Raw genomic sequence first — 18,481 nt, forward strand, 5'->3', positions numbered from 1 at the left:
CTCTCACCGGCACTCGCGCAGGCGATCGGCGTCGGAGAGCCCGGTGTCGACGCCCGACAGCTTCTCGACGACGCCGACGGCGGCGGGCCAGTAGCGCGCGTAGTGCTGCGGGTCGGCGTTGACCTGGGTGCGGTGAGCGACAAGGGTCGGCGCCAGCGCCGGCCTCTCGGCGTCGGGGACGGCCTTCGCCATCGCGCGGTAGAACAGCGTGGCCGCGGTGTACGGGTCCATGCGCTGTTCACGGCTGCCCCAGCTGTCCTGCTGCTGGAACAGTCCGACCGAGGTGGTGCGGCTGCCGTCGGGATTGGTGGCGCCGCTCGTCTCCCAGTCGCCGTGGTCGAGGTTGCGCAGCGACGACTCCCCCATGGCGGTCATGACCCCGATCGCCTGGTCGCGCGCCGAGAGGCCGAGGTCGCTGCCCGCGCCCATGATGACGGCGGCGTTGTCGAGCTGCTCCGTGTTCCATTGCGATACGGATGCCGGGGCCCCACCGGGGGCGAGGGCGAAGCTCGCGCAGTCGCCGAAGCCGCGGGCGGCGCTGCCCACGACCGTGAAGACGGCGGCGATGCCCGCGACCGTGACGATCGCGATGGTCACGATCGCGACGATCAGTGCCGACCGCAGCCGCCGGGCACGGACTGCGGCCGCACGCCGGCGCGCGGCGGTGGAGCGGCGCCGGCCACTCGGCACGGGACGCGACGCGCTTCGCTTCTTCGCGGGAGCAGGTCGGCGCGCGCCGGCTCGTGAGGGGACGGATCGCGCCATGGGGGAAGTCTCGCAGTCACACCTGGGAGCCGCCCGCTCACCCGAGCATCGTCCCCTCCGCGGCCTCGTTCGGCTTCGGGTCGGGCAGGCGCCGCATGCGGAACGCGTTCAGCGCGCCCAGCAGCGCAGCGAGGATGGGGATCAGCAGCGCGACCTGCAGCGCGATGTGGCGGGCTTCGGTGTTGATGCGGACGACCTCGGCGGCGGCGGCCGGGGGCTCGTCTGCGAGGAGCTCTTCGAGGCCCGTGTTCGACATCAGCTCGGCATCCTCCTCGAGTACGGTCGCGACCTGCTCCTGCTGGTCCGCCGACAGCACCGTGCTCGAGTATGCGAGCGATGTGAACGACGCGGCGAGGGTCGCGAGCATGATGGCGCCGGCGAACGCGAGACCGAAGGAGAGCCCGAAAGACCCTGCCGCCGAGTTGACTCCGGCGGCCTCGCTGACCCGCTCGTCGGAGATCGGCGACAGGGTGTAGTTGTTGAGCTGCGAGACGAGCAGGCCGAGGCCAGATCCGGCGATGATGAGTGGCACCGCGAGGTACCAGCCCGAGTCGGCGATCGGTACGAGGGGCACGATGGCGACGAGACCGACGAGGGCGAGCGAGAAGCCCCTGAGGATGAGGTTCGCCGGGCGCCCCTTGCCCCGCCGGCCCGCCCAGATCGCCACCACGAACATGCTGAGCGACAGCGGTGCGATCGACAGGCCCGCCTGCAGCGCGTTGTACTCGAGCACCATCTGCAGGTAGAGCGGCAGGACGATCATCGTGCCGCCGAGCGCGATCTGCTGAAGGAGCTGCCCGCTCACCCCCGTACGGAACGGCTTCGACGAGAACAGCGCCGGGTCGAGCAGCACCGGCTTGCCCCTCTTCTTGCGCGCGTTGAGCCACCACGCGAGACCACCGAGCGCGACGACGCCGAGGCCGATCAGGAGCCCGACATAGCCGCCGCCCTCCTGCCAGACGAGGATGCCGAGCACGACGCCGCCCATGCCGACGACCGACAGCCCCGCGCCGACGAGGTCGATGGAGCGGTCGCCGTGGTACTTCACGTCCTTCACGAGACCGAGGCCCAGGAGCACCACGGCGATGATGACGGCCTCGAGCGCGAACGCGACCCGGTACGACCAGAACGTCGTGATGAATCCGCCGAGCAGCGGGCCGACCGCCGCCGCGATGGCCGCGGACGCTCCCACGAGCGCGTAGACGCGCTTCTGGTGATCGCCGGCGAAGTTGCCGTGGATGAGCGACTGCATCGACGGCAGGAGGAGGGATGCGCCGATGCCGCCGATCACCGCCCAGAAGATGATGACGGTGGTCAGGCTCTGGGCGAACGTCATCGCCACCGCGCCGACCGCGTAGCCGAGGAGGCCCAGGGTGTAGGCGAGCTTGCGGCCGATGAGGTCGCCGGTCTTGCCGCCGAGCAGGATGAAGGCGGCCGACACCAGGGCTTCGAGCGCGATCGCACCCTGCACGCCGCTGGCGGTCGTGTCGAGCTCGGTCACCACCGCCGAGATCGACACGTTCATGATCGAGGTGTCGACCACGAGGACGAACATCGCCATCGCGAGAAGGATGGCGAGGCGCCCATTGAAGGCCGGCGCGGGCGGGGTATCCCCAGTCATGGACGAAGCAAACCACCCGGCGCCCCTCGAGCGCTACGGTGAGTGCGCACCCGCCGTTCACCGAAGGGCCCTACCGTGACCGACATGAGCTCCCCCGCCCCCGGATCGGACGAGCCCGGCGCTGCCGCGCAGCCCGCCGGCGCCCCCGGCGCGGGCAGCCCTCCGGAGCACGTCCTGTCGACGGCGGCGCTCAACACCGACGGACTGGACGAGACCCCGGTCCCCCGGCGACGGGTGTTCGCCTGGGCGCTGTGGGACTGGGCGACGCAGCCCTTCAACTCGGTCATCCTGACGTTCGTCTTCGTATCGCTGTACCTGGTGTCGGACGCGTTCCTCCCCGCCGGCGTCGCGGCGCAGAATGCCGACGGCGAGATGGTGTGCTCGCGGGCGGCGGACGCGGCGACGGAGTACTGCGGCGCCCTCTCGGATCTCGCTGAGTGGTACGGCTGGGTCACCTTCGCCGCCGGCATCCTGATCCTGCTGCTGGCGCCCGTGCTCGGCCAGCGCGCCGACGCGGCGGGCACAAAGAAGCGCTGGGTGGTCGGTGCGACCGCCGTGCTGGCGCTGCTGCAGTTCGCTCTCTTCTTCGTCTACGCCGAGCCCCAGTTCTTCTGGCTCGGAGCGATCCTCGTCGCGCTCGGATCGGTCGCCTCCGAGATCGCGGGCGTCAACTACAACGCGATGCTGGTGCAGGTCTCGACTCCGAAGACCATCGGCCGCGTCAGCGGTCTGGGCTGGGGACTCGGGTACATCGGCGGCATCCTCGCCCTCGCTCTCGTCGTGGTCCTCAACACCTTCGACTGGTTCGGGCTCGACGTGTCGGACGGGCTGGCGTACCGCCTCATCGCGGTCGGCGCCGCGATCTGGACCGTGCTGTTCGCGCTCCCCTTCGTCTTCCTCGTGCCCGAGTCGCCGGCGAGCCCCGACCGCCGGCGCGTCGGCTTCTTCGAGGGCTACGCGGTGCTCGTGCACGACATCGTCGCCCTCTTCCGCGAGCACCGGCCGACGTTCTGGTTCCTGATCGCGAGCGCCGTCTATCGCGACGGCCTGGCCGGCGTCTTCGCCTTCGGCGGAGTGCTCGCCGCCGTGTCGTTCGGCTTCAGCGCGACCGAGGTCATCGCGTTCGGCATCGCGCTGAACCTCGTCGCCGGCGTGTCGACGATCATCGCCGGCCGCCTCGACGACCGGTTCGGAGCCCGCGCGGTCATCATCACGGCGCTCACCATCCTCATCGTGAGCGCGCTGTTCGTCTTCATCCTGCGCGAGGGCGGCAAGCCGGTGTTCTGGGTGGGCGGCATCCTGCTGTCGGCCGCGGTCGGCCCCGCCCAGGCATCCAGCCGATCGCTGCTCGCCCGCGTCACCCCCGCCGGCATGCAGGGTGAGGTGTTCGGTCTCTACGCCACCACCGGCCGCGTGATGAGCTTCCTGTCGCCGCTGCTCTGGGCCGCGTTCATCGGCTGGTTCGGCGCGACGCACTACGGCATCCTCGGCATCGTGATCGTGCTGCTCGTGGGACTCCTCCTGCTGCTGCCGGTGAAGGTGAGGCCGGCGGACATCGCCGCGGCGCCGGCGCGCAGTCCGCGCTGAGTCGCGGCGTCCGCGCGACCGGCCGGAAGCACCGCCGCATCGGATACCCTCGCAATCGGTGAGATTTCACCGGTGCGACTGGGGGGCCGTCGCGCTTCCCGCGCTGCAGCCGATTCCCGAGAGGCACCGTGTCGATCCCTCGCACCCCCCGACGACTCGCCGAGCGCCGACGCGCCGCGCGTCATCGCCGCGCGGTCGGGTACTGGGGCGTTCTGCTGGCGATGCTCATCTCGCTGTGGATCGGGACGACCGTCGTCCCCCCCGCGTGGCTGCACACTCCTGCGCTCTTCGGCCACCTCGCGTCGGTGATCGTGGGGCTCGGTGCCGCGGTCCTCCTCGAGATGAGCGGACTGCTCTGGATGCTGCGCCGCGCCGGTCTCGACGACCTCCGCCGCGTCGAGCGCACGGTGAGCGGGCTCGCGTGGCTCGGCATCGTGGGGCTGCTCGGGACCGGCGCGTTCCTGCAGCCGGACCTCGGCCAGCCGCTCACGGCGATCAAGATGATCGCCGTGCTCGTCGCGGCGATGAACGGGGTCGGGATGACGCGACTGACCGACGAACTCGCCCGGCTCCCCAGCGGCGTGCGGTTCGCGGCGCTCCCCCGGAGGCTCCAGGCCTGGTGCGCCTGGAGCGCGGTCGTGTCGCAGTCGGCGTGGTGGACCGCGGTGCTGATCGGGATGCTGAACACCGCCTCACGGTGATCTCTCGGCATCCTCACCCTCGCCTCGCAACCGCGAGGGGGTTAGGCTCAAGCCTTACCGGACTACCCGGCCGGTGACCCCCCGCCCGGCCTCACGGCCGCATCGACCTCGAGGATGCCCATGCGCGATCGCACGCGCGGCGACGAGGACGCGCCCGGACCCCGCCGCGGCCAGTCCTCTCAACCGGCGACCGCTGCCCTTCCCGCAGCGTCGCCCTCCGCTTCCACTCCCCCCTTCTCCGCAGCCGGATCGGCGACGAAGCCGCCTCAGCCGACGAAGCCGTCGGCGATCGAGCAGCGCCGTGAGCACCGCCGCAAGCGCCGCCGCCAGATGCTGATCTGGACCACCGTCGTCGGCATCGTCGTGCTGGTGGGATCGATCAGCACGGTGTCGTATGCGATCGTCTCGAACTTCGCCGGGCCCGAGCCTGTCGCGGAGGACCCCGCGCCGGCAGCCCCCGCCGTGGTCGAGCCGATCGAGTTCCCGCAGGACGAGCCGGCCGCGACTGCGGGCGCCCAGCCGTGCGCCACCGTGAGCGTCCTGTCGTCGTTCGAGAACGCGGAGATGGTCGAGGGCCTTGCCGCCGCGTACAACAGCCAGCCGCGCAACGTCGCCGGCTCGTGCGTGACGGTGACGACGACGAAGGACAAGTCGGGCGTCGCCGCCGCGGTGGTGGCCACCGGGTTCCCGAGCCTGCCCGACGACCAGAAGCCCACCGTGTGGCTGCCGGATTCCTCCACCTGGGTCGACGTCGCCCAGTCGCAGGGCGCCACCAACCTGCGCGCCGAGGGCACGAGCGTCGGCATCTCGGACGTCGTGATCGCGATGCCCGAGAACCTCGCCGAGACCATCGGATGGGATGCCGAGGCCCCGACGTGGAGCGCCATCTTCGAGGCCGCCGGCGACCCCGACCTGTGGAGCGGTCTCGGCCACCCCGAATGGGGCGCGTTCAAGCTCGGCAAGACCAGCCCGCTGATGGCGACCTCGGGCGAGGCGGCGATGTACGCGTCCTACGGCACGGCGGCAGGCTCGCTGGCCGAGCTCACCGCCACCCAGGTGCAGGATCCCGGCGTCGAGGCCCAGGTGCACCAGAACGAGACGGCGACCAGCCACTACATGGCGACGCCCGAGCACTTCCTGTGGCACGCGCGCCAGGCCGAGGCATCCGGTTCCACCGCTGACTTCCTCTCGGCGGTCATCGTCGACGAGAAGTCGGTGTGGGACTACAACCGCGGCATCACCAGCCGTGACGGCATCACCCGCACGCAGGGCGAGCCGCCGTCGGAGCAGCTCGTGCCCATCTACCCCGCCGACGGGTACTACTCCGCCGACAACCCGGTGATGCGCCTCACCGGCGAATGGATCGATCCGGTCGAGGCAGAGGCCGCCGCCGACTTCATCCGGTTCACGCACACCGCGCAGGGCCAGTCGGCCGTGCGCGCCGCCGGCTACCGCGACCTCAACCGCGCGCTCGACGAGAGCGTCGAGAAGGTCGGCCAGCTCCAGGGCGCACAGCGCGGCACGCTCGCGTTCCCCGCCGCCGACGTCGTGACGGCCGTGCAGGCGTCGTTCCCCGAGGTGCGCAAGCGCGCGAACGTGCTGTTCCTGCTCGACGTCTCGGGGTCGATGGACGAGCCCATCCCCGCGGGCGACACGAAGCTCGCCCAGGCGCGCAAGGCCATCGAGGCGGCGCTCGGGCACTTCACCACCGGCGACGACGTCGGGCTCGCCGCGTTCGCGCAGGGGCCGGACGGTGCGATGCTGCCGGGCCTGGTCTCGCCGGTCACCGACATCGGAACGTCGCGCGACGGGTTTCTCGGGGCCCTCGGCGGACTCAGCTCGATGGGCGACACGCCTCTGTACCAGGCCGTCGACACGTTCGCCGCGCAGCAGGCGGCGTCGTGGACGAGCGACCACATCAACGCGATCGTGCTGCTCAGCGACGGCGAGAATGACACCCCCAACGCCCCCACCATCGGCGCCGATCAGATGCTCGCGAACCTGAAGGACATGCATCACGCGACACCGGTGCTCATCTTCACACTCGCCTACGGTGCCGACGCGGACGTGGCGACCCTGCAGTCGATCTCGAGCGCGACCGGCGCGCACTACTACGACGCGACCGACCCGTCCAAGCTCGAGGCCGTGCTCGGCGATCTCGTCACGAGCTTCTGACCCGCGGAGCGGCCTGGACGAGCGAGACGAAACGCCCCGGACCGTCTCGCACCGCTCAGCGCGTTTCGTCTCGCCCGCTGGCGCTCCCTCGCTCAACGACCGGTTGGTGACGCCCCGGGCCAGGAGTCGGCGAGCTTGGTGAGGAGACGCGCGAGCTCGGCGCGCTCGTCGTCGGTGAAGGCCGCGAGCGCTGCGTCCATGGCTTCGCGCCGCTCGCCCCGGAAGCCGCGCACGAGCCGGGTGCCGGCATCCGTCAGAGCCACACGGGTGCGGCGCGCGTCGTCGGGGTCGGCCTCCCGCCGAGCCAGTTCGAGCTCGACGGCCTGCTGCACCAGCCGCGACGCGCGGGGCTGATCGACCCCGACGGCGTCGGCGATCTCGCCCACCGACAGCGGGTGGGATGCCGCGGCCAGCGCCTCGAGCAGCCGCAGGCGTGCGGGTCCGCCGATGCGGCCGGCGCCGCCCCAGGGGGACGGTCCGCCGAACCCGGGCGGCCCGCCGAAGCCCGGGACGACTCCACCGCGCCCCCACGGCCCGCCGCGTCCACCGCGGCCGGCGAAGCCTCGGATGTCGTCGCCGTGCCCGTGATCCGGGGCGTCGTCGCCGTGATCGGCGCCGGCGCCGTGCGCTCCGCCGTGGCCATGAGCGCCGTGGGGCCCGGCATGACCGTGGGAGTGCGGCCCGCCGCCGTGCGGCCCGGCTCCCTCGGCCCACGGCGGGCGCGGCATACGTCGACCGCGCAGCCGGGCGAGCGCGGCTGCGATGGCGTCGGACGGGTCGTCGGGGGTGGACGGCATGCGTCCAACTTACATGTGACTTGACATGCATCCCAACTGCATGTCACACTGCATGTACATGCACTTCGACATGTAAAACGTGACGGCTTCTCACGCCGCCCCTCCCCGAAGGACTTCACACATGAACGACAACACAGACAACGAAGACAACGACAACGAGAACGAGACCGGCGCTCCCCGCCCCACCGACCGCCGCCCGCTGGGCTCCTGGCTGCGAGCCGTCGACGCACTGCTGACGCGCGAGTTCGCGACGGCGCTCGAGGCCGAGGGCATCACCCGCCGCGACTGGATGCTGCTGAACATGCTCTCGGGCGACGTCGACGCCCCCGACTTCCGTGAGCGCCTGGCCCGCAAGGGCAAGCGCCTGCGCGGCCTCGAGGAGCGCGGCTGGGTCGTCGAGCAGGGCGACGGAACGTGGGCCCTCACCGACCTCGGCCACTCCGAGAAGGAGCGCATCGGCACCGTCGTCGACGGCATCCGGTCACGGGTCGTCGCCGCGGTCGGCGACGACGAGGCGTACGCCGCGCTGACCGCTTCCCTCGAGGCGGTCGCCCGCGAGTTCGGCTGGGACGAGAACTCCGCCGGCCGTGGGCGCGGCTTCGGAGGGTTCGGAGGGTTCGGGTGGCCCGGCTTCGGCCGCGGCGGCGCCCCGGGCTTCGGACCCGAGTTCCGCGGCCGCAGCTTCGGACCGGGCTGGGGGCCGGGCTTCGGCGGGCGTCCGCGTCCGTTCGATCCCGACATCCACGACGGCTACGGCCACAACCGCCACCGCGGCTTCGCTCCCGGGCGCCACGGCCACCCGGCCGAGCGCTTCGACGAGCCGATGCGCGGCTACGGTGAGCACGGCTGCGCGGGCCACCACCCGCACGCCGGCCACAGCCATCACGACCACGAGGGCGACGAGCACGGCGACCACCGTCACCACGGCGGTCCCCACCACCAGGGCGACCACGGTCACGGCCACCACGGCCACCGCGGTCACGGCCCGCGCACCCAGCGCGCGTACGAGCGCGGCTTCGACGCCGGGTTCACCCGCGGCCGCGAGGCCGGCGCCGCCTGACCCCCGGCATCCACCCCGCTCGCCCGTCACGATCTGCGGCCGCACGCCGCACTTCGTGACGGGCGAGCAGGGTTTCACGGACCCGGCGTCACGCGCGCGTCACACGCGGAAGGCAAAATGGGCAGGTGACCAACGCGCCCGCGCTCCTCGCCATCTCGCACGGAACGGCGTCGCCCGCCGGGCAGGCGGCCGTCGCGGGGCTGGTGGATGCCGTCGCACGGCGCCTCCCGGAGGTCACAGTGCGCCTCGGGCACGTCGACGTGCAGCAGCCCGATGTGGCGGCATCCCTCGACGCGATCCCGGAGGGCACACCGGTCGTGATCGTGCCCCTGCTGCTGTCGGCCGGGTACCACGTGCGCGTCGATCTCATCGCGCAGACCGCGGGCAGGAAGGGCATCGTCATCGCCCCCGCACTCGGCCCCGACCCCCGGCTCGTTGATGCTCTCGTGGCACGACTCGCGCCGCTCGCGCCGGAGGCCGGCGACGCTCTCGTGCTCGCGGTGGCGGGATCCAGTGACGACCGCGCGAACGAGGACTGCCGCGTCACCGCGAGGATGCTCGGCGAACGCCTCGGGCGCGAGGTGTCGGTGGGCTTCCTCGCCGCCGCCGACCCGCGGCTCGACGTCGCGGTGGCGCAGGCCGCTGCGACATCGGCCGCGCGCACCGTGGTCGCGGACTACCTGCTCGCACCGGGCTACTTCCACGACCTCGCCGTGCGGATGGCGGCCGGTGCCCCCGTGGCGCCGCCGCTGCTCGGCGACGACGAGCCGCCGGTGTCCCTGGTCGACATCGTCGTCGATCGCTACCGCGCGGTCGCCTCTTTATCGGACTGAGTCCACGAACGCGTCCACCCGCAACTGTGTGACGCCCCATTACGCCGGTTAACGGCTCTTGACGTTCGGATAGGCCCTCGGCCCGGTCGCTTCTAGCCTCACGGAATGGACTCGTTAGAGTCCGCCCGGGGACGCCCGGGATCACCCCGGAGGCCACCGTGACCATCAGCGAAACCGAAGCGCGCGCTGCGTCGGAACGCCCGCGCGCCGCCGTGCGACCGCCGCGGGCGTCGTCGAAGCCGAACGGCCAGTGGAAGATCGACGGCACCGCGCCGCTCAACGGCAACGAGGAGTGGAAGCAGGTCGACAACGGCCTGAGCGTCCGCGACCGCATCGAGCAGACCTACTCGAAGGGCGGCTTCGCCTCCATCGACCCGACCGACCTGCACGGCCGGTTCCGCGTGTGGGGGCTGTACACCCAGCGCAAGCCCGGGATCGACGGCGGCCGCACCGCGACCCTGACCCCCGAAGAGCTCGAAGACGAGTACTTCATGCTGCGGGTCCGCATCGACGGCGGCCAGTTGACCACCGCGCAGCTGCGCGTGATCGCCGGCATCTCGACCGAGTTCGGCCGCGACACCGCCGACATCACCGACCGCCAGAACATCCAGCTGCACTGGATCCGCGTCGAGGACGTGCCCGAGATCTGGCGCCGCCTCGAGGCGGTGGGCCTGCAGACCACCGAGGCGTGCGGCGACGTGCCCCGCGTCGTGCTCGGCTCGCCCGTGGCAGGCATCGCCGCCGACGAGCTCATCGACCCCACGCCGCAGATCGACGAGATCACGTCGCGCTTCATCGGCGACGAGACGCTCGCGAACCTCCCCCGCAAGTTCAAGTCGGCGATCACCGGGCACCCCAGCCAGGACGTGGTCCACGAGATCAACGACGTCGCGTTCGTCGCCCTCGAGCACCCCGAGCTGGGCGTCGGCTACGACCTGTGGGTCGGCGGCGGCCTGTCGACGACCCCGCGTCTCGGCGAGCGCCTCGGCACGTTCGTGCGACCCGATCAGGTGGCGGAGGCCTGGCACGGCGTCGCCCAGATCTTCCGCGACTACGGCTACCGGCGCCTGCGCAACAAGGCGCGCCTGAAGTTCCTGCTCGCCGAGTGGGGTACGGAGAAGTTCCGGCAGGTGCTGCAGGACGAGTACCTCGGCTATGCGCTCTCCGACGGCCCCGCCGCCCCCACGCCGGCGACCCCCGGCGACCACGTCGGCGTGCACGAGCAGAAGGACGGACGCTTCTACGTCGGCGTCACGCCCATCGTCGGCCGCGTCTCGGGCCCGACGCTCGCGAAGCTCGCCGACGTCATCGAGGCGCACGGCTCGAGCCGCCTGCGCACCACGCCGCACCAGAAGCTCGTCATCCTCGACGTCCCCGCCGAGAACGTCGAGCCGCTCGTCGCCGAGCTCGACGCCCTCGGGCTGCAGGCGCGACCGAGCCTGATCCGCCGCGGCACGATCGCCTGCACCGGCATCGAGTTCTGCAAGCTCGCGATCGTCGAGACGAAGGTCAACGCGACCGCTGCCGTGCTCGACCTCGAAGAGCGTCTCAAGGGCTTCGAGCTGCCACATCCGATCGCCCTGCACGTCAACGGATGCCCCAACTCGTGCGCACGCATCCAGACCGCCGACATCGGACTCAAGGGCCAGCTCGTCACCATCGACGGCGAGCAGGTGCCCGGCTACCAGGTGCACCTCGGCGGCGGACTCGCCTCGCAGGACCGCGACGAGCCGGGCCTCGGGCGCACCGTGCGCGGGCTCAAGGTGGCCGCGGACGGCATCGCCGACTACGTCGAGCGCGTCGTGACCCGCTTCCTCGCCGACCGCGAGGCCGACGAGACGTTCGCCCAGTGGGCGCACCGCGCCGAAGAAGAGGCGCTGCAGTGAGCGTCTCCGCAACGCGGTTCGTCTCGCTCGTTCCTCACTCGCTCAACGACCGGGGCCCTTCGGTCGTTGAGCGAGGGAGCGCCAGCGACCGAGACGAAGCGCCCCGGACCAACGAGGAGGCTCAGGTATGACCGTCTCCCTCGCCCCCCGCGTCGCCGTCAAGCGCACGCGCGAAGAGCTGCAGGCCCTCGCCGAGCAGGGCAACCTCGAGCTCGGCAGCCTCACCGACCACGAGGCATCCGCCGCCGAGGTGGTCGCGTGGGTCGCGCGCAACTTCGGAACGGATGCCGCAGCGGTCGCCTGCTCCATGGCCGACGCCGCTCTCCCCCACCTCGTCGCCGAGCAGTTGCCGGGCGTCGACGTGCTCTTCCTCGACACCGGCTACCACTTCACCGAGACCTACGCGACGCGCGACGAGGTGCAGCGTGCGCTCGACGTGCGGATCGTCGACATCACCCCCGACCAGACCGTCGCCGAGCAGGACGCCGAGCTCGGCGCCCAGCTCTTCGCCCGCGACCCGGGCCTGTGCTGCGCCCGGCGCAAGGTGGCCCCGCTGCAGGACGCGCTGGGCGGCTACGAGGTGTGGTTCACCGGCGTCCGCCGCGACGAGGCGCCCACGCGCACGAACACGCCCCTCGTGACGTGGGACGAGCGCAACGGGCTCGTCAAGGTCAACCCGGTCGCAGCGTGGAGCTTCGACGACGTGCTCGCCTACGCCACCGCGCACAAGGCGCCGGTGAACCTGCTCGTCGGGTTCGGCTACCCCTCCATCGGCTGCGAACCGTGCACGAAGCCGGTCGCCGCCGGCGAAGACCCCCGGTCCGGCCGCTGGGCCGGGCTCTCGAAGACCGAATGCGGACTCCACGAATGACTCTCGAAACATCTCAGGGCGTTTCGTCTCGCTTCGCTCGAGGAACGAGCGAGACGAAACGCGCCGACGGCCTCAGCACCCTCGACCTGCTCGAGGCCGAGGCGATCCACGTCATCCGCGAGGTCGTCGCCGAGTTCGAGCGGCCTGTGCTGCTGTTCTCCGGCGGCAAGGACTCGGTCGTCGTGCTGCACCTGGCGGCCAAGGCCTTCGCGCCGGGCCGCGTGCCGTTCCCCGTGCTGCACGTCGACACCGGGCACAACTTTCCCGAGGTGCTGGCCTTCCGCGACGAGACCGTCGCGCGGCTCGGCATCCGTCTGGAAGTCGCCCGCGTGCAGGACTACATCGACGACGGCCGCCTGCAGGAGCGCGCCGACGGCACCCGCAACCCGCTGCAGACGGTGCCGCTGCTCGACGCCATCGCCGCGGGCCGCCACGACGCCGTGTTCGGCGGCGCCCGCCGCGACGAGGACAAGGCCCGCGCCAAGGAGCGGATCATCTCGTTGCGCGACGAGTTCGGGCAGTGGGATCCGCGCAACCAGCGCCCGGAGCTCTGGAGCCTCTACAACGGACGCCACACGCCCGGCCAGCACGTGCGGGCGTTCCCGATCTCGAACTGGACCGAGCTCGACGTCTGGCGCTACATCGAGCGCGAGGGCATCGCGCTGCCGCCGCTGTACTTCGCACACGAGCGCGACGTCTACGCCCGCGACGGCATGTGGCGCCCCGTCGGCCCGTTCTCGCCGCCCCGCGAGAACGAGCACGTCGAACGCCGCACCGTGCGCTACCGCACCGTCGGCGACATGAGCTGCACCGGAGCGGTGGAATCGGATGCCGCGGACCTCGCCGCGATCGTCGCCGAGGTCGCCGTCTCCACCCTCACCGAGCGCGGCGCGACCCGCGCCGACGACCGCCTCAGCGAGGCGGCCATGGAGGACCGCAAGAAGGACGGGTACTTCTAAATGTCTCTCGATACTCAGAGCGTTTCGTCTCGCTTCGCTCGCTCAACGACCGAGAACCCTCCGGTCGTTGAGCGAGGAGCGCAGCGACGAGACGAAACGCGCGAGCCGACGCTGTTCCGGTTCGCGACCGCGGGATCGGTCGACGACGGCAAGTCGACGCTGGTCGGCCGGCTGTTGCACGACTCGAAGGCGATCCTCGCCGACCAGCTCGAGCAGGTCGCCCGCACGTCCGCCGACCGCGGCTTCGCGCACGGCGACTTCGACTTCGCCCTCCTCACCGACGGCCTGCGCGCCGAGCGCGAGCAGGGCATCACGATCGACGTCGCCTACCGCTACTTCTCGACGGGCACGCGATCGTTCGTGCTCGCGGACTGCCCGGGCCACGTGCAGTACACGCGCAACATGGTCACCGGCGCGACGACCGCCGACGCCGTCATCGTGCTCGTCGACGGCCGAAAGGGCGTGCTCGAGCAGACCAAGCGGCATCTCGCCGTCGTGGCGCTGCTGCGCGTTCCCCACGTGATCGTCGCGGTCAACAAGATCGACCTGATCGGCTTCTCGGCCGATGCCTTCGCCGGCGTCGCCGCCGAGGCCAGCACCGTCGCGACCGAGCTCGGCATCGAGGATCTGCACGTGCTGCCCGTGTCGGCGCTCGAGGGCGACAACATCGTCGACCGCTCGGACCGCACGCCCTGGTACGACGGCCCGGCGCTGCTCGAGCTGCTCGAGACCCTTCCCGCGACCGACGAGCTGGAGCAGGAGCTCGAGCCGCTGCGGCTTCCGGTGCAGCTCGTGCTGCGCCCGCAGGGCGGCCTGGCACCCGGCATCGACGAGGCCGAGGCGGAGCGCCTGCGCGACTACCGCGCGGTCGCGGGCCGTATCTCGAGCGGCGTCGTGCGCGTGGGCGACCGGGTGGAGGTGTTCCCCTCCGGGCGGGAGACCACGGTCACCGGCATCCGCTCCGCCGGCACCGAGGTCCAAGAGGCGACCGCCCCGCAGTCGGTCTCGCTCGAGTTCGAGGACGACATCGACACCGCACGCGGTGCACTCGTGGTCGCGGCCGGCTCGCTGCCGGCGCCCCGACGCGAGTTCGACGCCGAGCTGTTCCAGCTCGATGGGCGGGCGCTGACCCCCGGCATCCGTGTCCTCGTCAAGCACGGCACCGCGACGGTGCAGGCCATCGTCGCGCAGATCGAGTCGCGCTACGACCTCGACGCGCTCACGCACGAGCCCGCGCAGACGCTCGAGACCAACGACATCGGCCGCGTGCGGCTGCGGGTGGCGGCAGACCTGCCGCTCGAGCCGTACCGCACCAGCCGCCACGGGGGCTCGTTCCTCGTGATCCATCCGTCCGACGGCGCCACACTCGCCGCCGGCATCGTGCGCGACTGACCGGTCGCGCGCACCCCCCAACCGAGCAACATCCGAACCGAAGGAGGCGACACCGTGAACACAATCCGCACCGCGACCGCAATCACAACCCTGGGACTCGTGGCGGGCATGATGGCCGGGTGCGCCTCCGCTGCGGCGGACCCCGGCAGCGGCGAGACCTCCGCGCCGGTGGACGAGGTGCGCCTCGGCTACTTCGCCAACGTCACCCACGCTCCCTCGCTGGTCGGACTCGAAGAGGGTCTGTTCAAGGACGCGCTCGGCGACGTCGACGTCACCACCCAGGTGTTCAATGCCGGCCCCGCCGCCATCGAGGCCCTCTCGGCCGGCGCGATCGATGCCACGTACATCGGCCCGAACCCGTCGATCAACACGTTCATCCAGTCGGGCGGCGCGTCGGCGCGCATCGTCGCGGGAGCCGCCACCGGCGGCGCGGCGCTCGTCGTGCGCGAGGGCATCGACTCGCCGGACGACCTCGCCGGCACGACGCTCGCGTCACCTCAGTTGGGCAACACGCAGGACGTCGCGCTGCGCACGTGGCTGGCCGACGAGGGCTTCCAGACCGACACCTCCGGCGGCGGCGACGTGCAGGTCACGCCCACCGAGAACGCGCAGACCCTCACCCTCTTCCAGCAGGGCGAGCTCGACGGCGCGTGGCTGCCCGAGCCGTGGGTGTCGCGCCTGGTCCTCGATGCCGGCGCGCACGTGCTGCAGGACGAGGCCGAGCTTTGGGAGGACGGCGAGTTCCCGACCACCGTGCTCCTCGTGCGCAAGGAGTTCCTCGACGACCACCCCGACGTGGTCGCCGCCCTACTGAAGGGCCACGAGGCAGCCGTGCGGTGGATCGCCGACAACCCCGACGAGGCGCCGGCCGTCATCAACGGCGCGATCGAGAAGGAGACCGGCAAGCCGCTGGACGACGCCGTGATCGAGCGGGCGCTCGGGCACGTGACGTTCTCGGTCGACCCCCATGCCGACACGTTCGAGACGCTCGTCGAGAACGGCATCGAAGCGGGCACCCAGAAGGAGGGCTCGATCCACGGGCTCTTCGATCTGCGCCTCCTGAACAAGCAGCTCGCGGCCGAGGGTGAAGACACCGTCTCGGCATCAGGGCTCGGCGAGGACTGACATGAGCACCGCTCCCGCATCCGCCTCCGGGGCCGCGCAGGCGACCCCGGTGGCGGGCGTGCAGGCCCAACAGCAGACCCGCGCGACGCCCCGCAGTCCTCTCGGCCCCAGCTTCGACAGCGTCACCCCCGTGCCCGCAGCGGCACCCGCGCCCGCACCCGCGGTGCGGATCGACGGCGTCTCCAAGCGCTTCGGCACCGGGCCCGTCGTGCTCGAGGACGTGTCGCTCGACATCGCGCCGGGCGAGTTCGTGTGCCTCCTGGGCGCCTCCGGCTGCGGCAAGTCGACGCTCCTCAACCTCATCGCGGACCTCGACAAGCCCACCGCCGGGCGCATCGACACGCCCGCCGAGGGTGCGGCCGTGATGTTCCAGGAGTCGGCGCTCATGCCGTGGCTCACCGCGCGCCGCAACGTCGAGCTGGCGCTGCGCCTGCGCGGCGTCCCCCGCGGCGAGCGGCGCGAGAAGGCGCTGACGCTGCTGGATGCCGTGAACCTGGCGGACGCGGCCGAGAAGCGCCCGCACGAGCTGTCGGGCGGAATGCGCCAGCGCGTGGCTCTGGCCCGGGCTCTGGCCCAGGACCGCCCGGTGCTGCTCATGGACGAGCCCTTCGCTGCGCTCGACGCGATCACCCGCGACCTGCTGCACGAGGAGCTCGAGCGCGTCTGGCGAGCCACCGGCCGCACCATCGTGTTCGTCACGCACAACGTGCGCGAGGCCGCGCGGCTCGGCCAGCGCGTCGTGCTCATGGGAAGCCGCCCCGGCCGCATCGTGCAGGAGTGGACCATCGCGAAGACCACGGGCCGCCGCATCGAGTCGCCCGAGGTCGCCGCCCTGTCGGTGGAGATCACCGACCAGCTGCGGAAGGAGATCCGCCGCAATGCCGCGTGACACAGTCCGGTCGTTGAGGGAGCGCACTTCGACAGGCTCAGGGACCGCGAGCGAGACGACACGCCACGAGCCGACGCACGACGCTTGGCCGGCTCGTTTCGACTCGCAAGCTCGCTCGTCGACCGAAGCGAACGACCTGCGCAGCCTTGCCGCCGGTCTCGACAACCTCCAGACGGATGCCGACCTGGGGCCCGGCCCCTGGCGCCGGTTCGCGACCAGCGTCGTGCCGCCGATCCTCTTCGTCATCATCCTCATCGTCGCGTGGCAGCTCTACGTCGTGATCGCCCAGCCGCGGCCCGACATCGTGCCCGGGCCGGTGGACGTGTGGAACGCGCTGGGCCTGGCGTGGGACTCGGGCCGCCTGCAGGTGGCCGTCGCGACGAGCCTCGAGCGCGGCATCGTAGGCTTCCTCATCGCGATCGTCGTCGGCACGCCTATCGGCCTGCTGCTCGCCGAGGTGCGGCCGATCCGCCGCGCTGTGGGCCCCATCATCTCGGGCCTGCAGGTGCTGCCCTCGGTCGCATGGGTGCCGGCCGCCATCATCTGGTTCGGCCTGTCGGACGCCACCGTCTACTTCGTCATCCTCATGGGTGCGATCCCCTCGATCGTCAACGGCCTGATCGCGGGCATCGACCAGGTGCCGCCGCAGCTGCGGAGGGTCGGCACCGTGCTGGGCGCCTCGCGGTGGCAGCTCGCGACCGCCGTCATCCTTCCCGCCGCGCTTCCGGGGTACCTCGCCGGACTCAAGCAGGGATGGGCCTTCTCCTGGCGCTCGCTCATGGCGGCGGAGATCATCGCGACCGGCGGCACCATCGGCTTCGGGCTGGGCTCGATGCTCGACCAGAGCCGCGAGCTCGCCGACCTGGCCGGCGTGCTGGGCACCATCATCGTCATCCTCGCGATCGGCATCCTCATCGAGCTCGTCTTCTTCGGACCTCTCGAGCGACGGATGCTGAAGCGCCGCGGCCTGCTCGTCACGGGAGGCGCCCGATGACCGTACGACCGGAATCGACGACCGCCGGCAAGGTGTGGCTCGTGGGCGCGGGGCCCGGCGACGCCGGGCTGCTCACCATCAAGGGGCTGCGCGCCCTCGAGGCAGCCGACGTCATCGTGGCCGACCGGCTGGGCGCGCGCGCCGTGCTCGACGGCCTCGCCGCCGACGGCGTGGTCCTGCCGGGCGACGTCATCGACGTCGGCAAGCAGCCGGGTCACCACGCCGTGCCGCAGGACGCCATCAACGCCCTACTCGTCCAGCTCGCCCAGGACGGCAAAACAGTGGTCCGCCTCAAGGGCGGCGACCCGTACGTCTTCGGCCGCGGTGGCGAGGAGCTCGCCGCCTGCCAGGACGCGGGTGTGGCCGTCGAGGTCGTCCCCGGCATCACGAGCGCCATCTCGGTGCCCGCGATCGCCGGCATCCCGCTCACGCACCGCGGCGTCGCGACCGCCTTCACCGTCGCGACCGCCCACGACCAGATCGAGTCGCTCGGCGGCGGGCGGGACCACACCGTCGTCCTGCTCATGGGGATCGCCACGCTGGCGAACTCCGCGATCACGCTGGCCCGCGGCGAGCGCGGCGGCGACTGCCCCGTCGCGGTCGTCGAGGACGGCTTCGGGCCGCGCCAGCGGGTGACGGTGGGGACGCTCTCGACCATCGCCCACCAGGCGGCGGCCCGCGGCATCCGCTCCCCCGCCGTCGTGGTCGTCGGCGACGTGGTGCGGCTCAGTCCCTACGCACCCGCAGCGCTGGCGACCCTCGATCTGTCCTCGTACGACCCGCTCACTCCCGAGCGCAGCCCGCGCGCCTGACCGGCCGCACGCGC

The 18,481-nt window shown here is 71.8% G+C and carries 16 protein-coding genes; 13 read left to right on the forward strand and 3 right to left on the reverse strand.

The genetic code is table 11. The features are described from left to right. Positions 1-3: 3 nt before the first annotated feature. Together MRBLWS13_RS11985 and MRBLWS13_RS11990 are read right to left on the reverse strand one after the other, a co-directional pair. Positions 4-597 (reverse strand): peptidase M23, encoded by a 594-nt coding sequence (locus MRBLWS13_RS11985; protein ID WP_349425602.1) that lies wholly within the window; start codon positions 595-597, stop codon positions 4-6. Positions 598-802: 205 nt separating this feature from the next. Then, entirely contained in the window at positions 803-2,386 is a 1,584-nt protein-coding gene (locus MRBLWS13_RS11990) for an MFS transporter (RefSeq protein ID WP_349425603.1), read from the reverse strand. Positions 2,387-2,470: 84 nt separating this feature from the next. Here MRBLWS13_RS11990 and MRBLWS13_RS11995 point away from each other — a divergent pair, with 84 nt between their 5' ends. From MRBLWS13_RS11995 to MRBLWS13_RS12005, 3 genes are all read left to right on the forward strand, one after another. After that, positions 2,471-3,973 carry an MFS transporter gene (locus MRBLWS13_RS11995; protein WP_349425604.1) on the forward strand — a complete coding sequence of 501 codons (1,503 nt, stop codon included), beginning with the start codon at positions 2,471-2,473 and terminating at the stop codon, positions 3,971-3,973. A gap of 128 nt (positions 3,974-4,101) precedes the next feature. Beyond that, complete coding sequence (locus MRBLWS13_RS12000; protein ID WP_349425605.1) at positions 4,102-4,674, forward strand: hypothetical protein; 573 nt, start codon at positions 4,102-4,104, stop codon at positions 4,672-4,674. Positions 4,675-4,794: 120 nt separating this feature from the next. Beyond that, the gene (locus MRBLWS13_RS12005) at positions 4,795-6,849 is read left to right on the forward strand and encodes a substrate-binding domain-containing protein (protein ID WP_349425606.1); all 2,055 of its coding nucleotides are present in this window, start codon (positions 4,795-4,797) and stop codon (positions 6,847-6,849) included. A 92-nt stretch (positions 6,850-6,941) separates the two neighbouring features. On the opposite strand, the gene MRBLWS13_RS12010 is transcribed toward MRBLWS13_RS12005, so the two are convergent. After that, positions 6,942-7,646 carry a MarR family winged helix-turn-helix transcriptional regulator gene (locus tag MRBLWS13_RS12010; protein WP_349425607.1) on the reverse strand — a complete coding sequence of 235 codons (705 nt, stop codon included), beginning with the start codon at positions 7,644-7,646 and terminating at the stop codon, positions 6,942-6,944. Between the two features lie 121 nt (positions 7,647-7,767). On the opposite strand from MRBLWS13_RS12010, the gene MRBLWS13_RS12015 reads away from it, so the two are divergent. The 10 genes from MRBLWS13_RS12015 to cobA all read left to right on the forward strand — a co-directional run bounded on the left by MRBLWS13_RS12015 (position 7,768) and on the right by cobA (position 18,467). After that, positions 7,768-8,706 carry a hypothetical protein gene (locus tag MRBLWS13_RS12015; RefSeq protein WP_349425608.1) on the forward strand — a complete coding sequence of 313 codons (939 nt, stop codon included), beginning with the start codon at positions 7,768-7,770 and terminating at the stop codon, positions 8,704-8,706. A 125-nt stretch (positions 8,707-8,831) separates the two neighbouring features. Continuing rightward, complete coding sequence (locus tag MRBLWS13_RS12020; RefSeq protein WP_349425609.1) at positions 8,832-9,539, forward strand: CbiX/SirB N-terminal domain-containing protein; 708 nt, start codon at positions 8,832-8,834, stop codon at positions 9,537-9,539. A 164-nt stretch (positions 9,540-9,703) separates the two neighbouring features. Further along, positions 9,704-11,425, forward strand: a complete 1,722-nt coding sequence (locus tag MRBLWS13_RS12025; RefSeq protein ID WP_349429047.1) for a nitrite/sulfite reductase — start codon at positions 9,704-9,706, stop codon at positions 11,423-11,425. Positions 11,426-11,552: 127 nt separating this feature from the next. Beyond that, the gene (locus MRBLWS13_RS12030; protein ID WP_349425610.1) at positions 11,553-12,296 is read left to right on the forward strand and encodes a phosphoadenylyl-sulfate reductase; all 744 of its coding nucleotides are present in this window, start codon (positions 11,553-11,555) and stop codon (positions 12,294-12,296) included. Continuing rightward, positions 12,293-13,255, forward strand: a complete 963-nt coding sequence (cysD, locus tag MRBLWS13_RS12035; protein WP_349425611.1) for a sulfate adenylyltransferase subunit CysD — start codon at positions 12,293-12,295, stop codon at positions 13,253-13,255. Before MRBLWS13_RS12030 ends, cysD begins: the two co-directional genes overlap by 4 nt. Continuing rightward, positions 13,256-14,647: a GTP-binding protein gene (locus MRBLWS13_RS12040; protein WP_349425612.1), complete on the forward strand. Its 1,392-nt coding sequence runs from the start codon at positions 13,256-13,258 to the stop codon at positions 14,645-14,647. Positions 14,648-14,701: 54 nt separating this feature from the next. Beyond that, positions 14,702-15,772: an ABC transporter substrate-binding protein gene (locus tag MRBLWS13_RS12045; RefSeq protein WP_349425613.1), complete on the forward strand. Its 1,071-nt coding sequence runs from the start codon at positions 14,702-14,704 to the stop codon at positions 15,770-15,772. A 1-nt stretch (position 15,773) separates the two neighbouring features. After that, positions 15,774-16,661, forward strand: a complete 888-nt coding sequence (locus MRBLWS13_RS12050) for an ABC transporter ATP-binding protein (protein ID WP_349425614.1) — start codon at positions 15,774-15,776, stop codon at positions 16,659-16,661. 13 nt (positions 16,662-16,674) lie between these two features. Then, on the forward strand, positions 16,675-17,655 hold the full coding sequence (locus tag MRBLWS13_RS12055; protein ID WP_349425615.1) for an ABC transporter permease: 981 nt from the start codon (positions 16,675-16,677) through the stop codon (positions 17,653-17,655). Beyond that, positions 17,652-18,467, forward strand: a complete 816-nt coding sequence (gene cobA / locus MRBLWS13_RS12060; RefSeq protein ID WP_349425616.1) for a uroporphyrinogen-III C-methyltransferase — start codon at positions 17,652-17,654, stop codon at positions 18,465-18,467. The genes MRBLWS13_RS12055 and cobA overlap by 4 nt, the downstream gene beginning before the upstream one ends. The last annotated feature ends 14 nt before the right edge of the window (positions 18,468-18,481 follow it).

The sequence above is a fragment of the Microbacterium sp. LWS13-1.2 genome, assembly GCF_040144835.1.
Classification (GTDB): domain Bacteria; phylum Actinomycetota; class Actinomycetes; order Actinomycetales; family Microbacteriaceae; genus Microbacterium.

Bases quoted from the DNA above. Each gene is read 5' to 3' on its own strand.
- MRBLWS13_RS11990 (WP_349425603.1), bottom strand. From the start codon at position 2,386: ATGACTGGGGATACCCCGCCCGCGCCGGCCTTCAATGGGCGCCTCGCC.
- MRBLWS13_RS11995 (WP_349425604.1), top strand. From the start codon at position 2,471: ATGAGCTCCCCCGCCCCCGGATCGGACGAGCCCGGCGCTGCCGCGCAG.
- MRBLWS13_RS12005 (WP_349425606.1), top strand. From the start codon at position 4,795: ATGCGCGATCGCACGCGCGGCGACGAGGACGCGCCCGGACCCCGCCGC.
- MRBLWS13_RS12010 (WP_349425607.1), bottom strand. From the start codon at position 7,646: ATGCCGTCCACCCCCGACGACCCGTCCGACGCCATCGCAGCCGCGCTC.
- MRBLWS13_RS12015 (WP_349425608.1), top strand. From the start codon at position 7,768: ATGAACGACAACACAGACAACGAAGACAACGACAACGAGAACGAGACC.
- MRBLWS13_RS12030 (WP_349425610.1), top strand. From the start codon at position 11,553: ATGACCGTCTCCCTCGCCCCCCGCGTCGCCGTCAAGCGCACGCGCGAA.
- cysD (WP_349425611.1), top strand. From the start codon at position 12,293: ATGACTCTCGAAACATCTCAGGGCGTTTCGTCTCGCTTCGCTCGAGGA.
- MRBLWS13_RS12040 (WP_349425612.1), top strand. From the start codon at position 13,256: ATGTCTCTCGATACTCAGAGCGTTTCGTCTCGCTTCGCTCGCTCAACG.
- MRBLWS13_RS12050 (WP_349425614.1), top strand. From the start codon at position 15,774: ATGAGCACCGCTCCCGCATCCGCCTCCGGGGCCGCGCAGGCGACCCCG.
- cobA (WP_349425616.1), top strand. From the start codon at position 17,652: ATGACCGTACGACCGGAATCGACGACCGCCGGCAAGGTGTGGCTCGTG.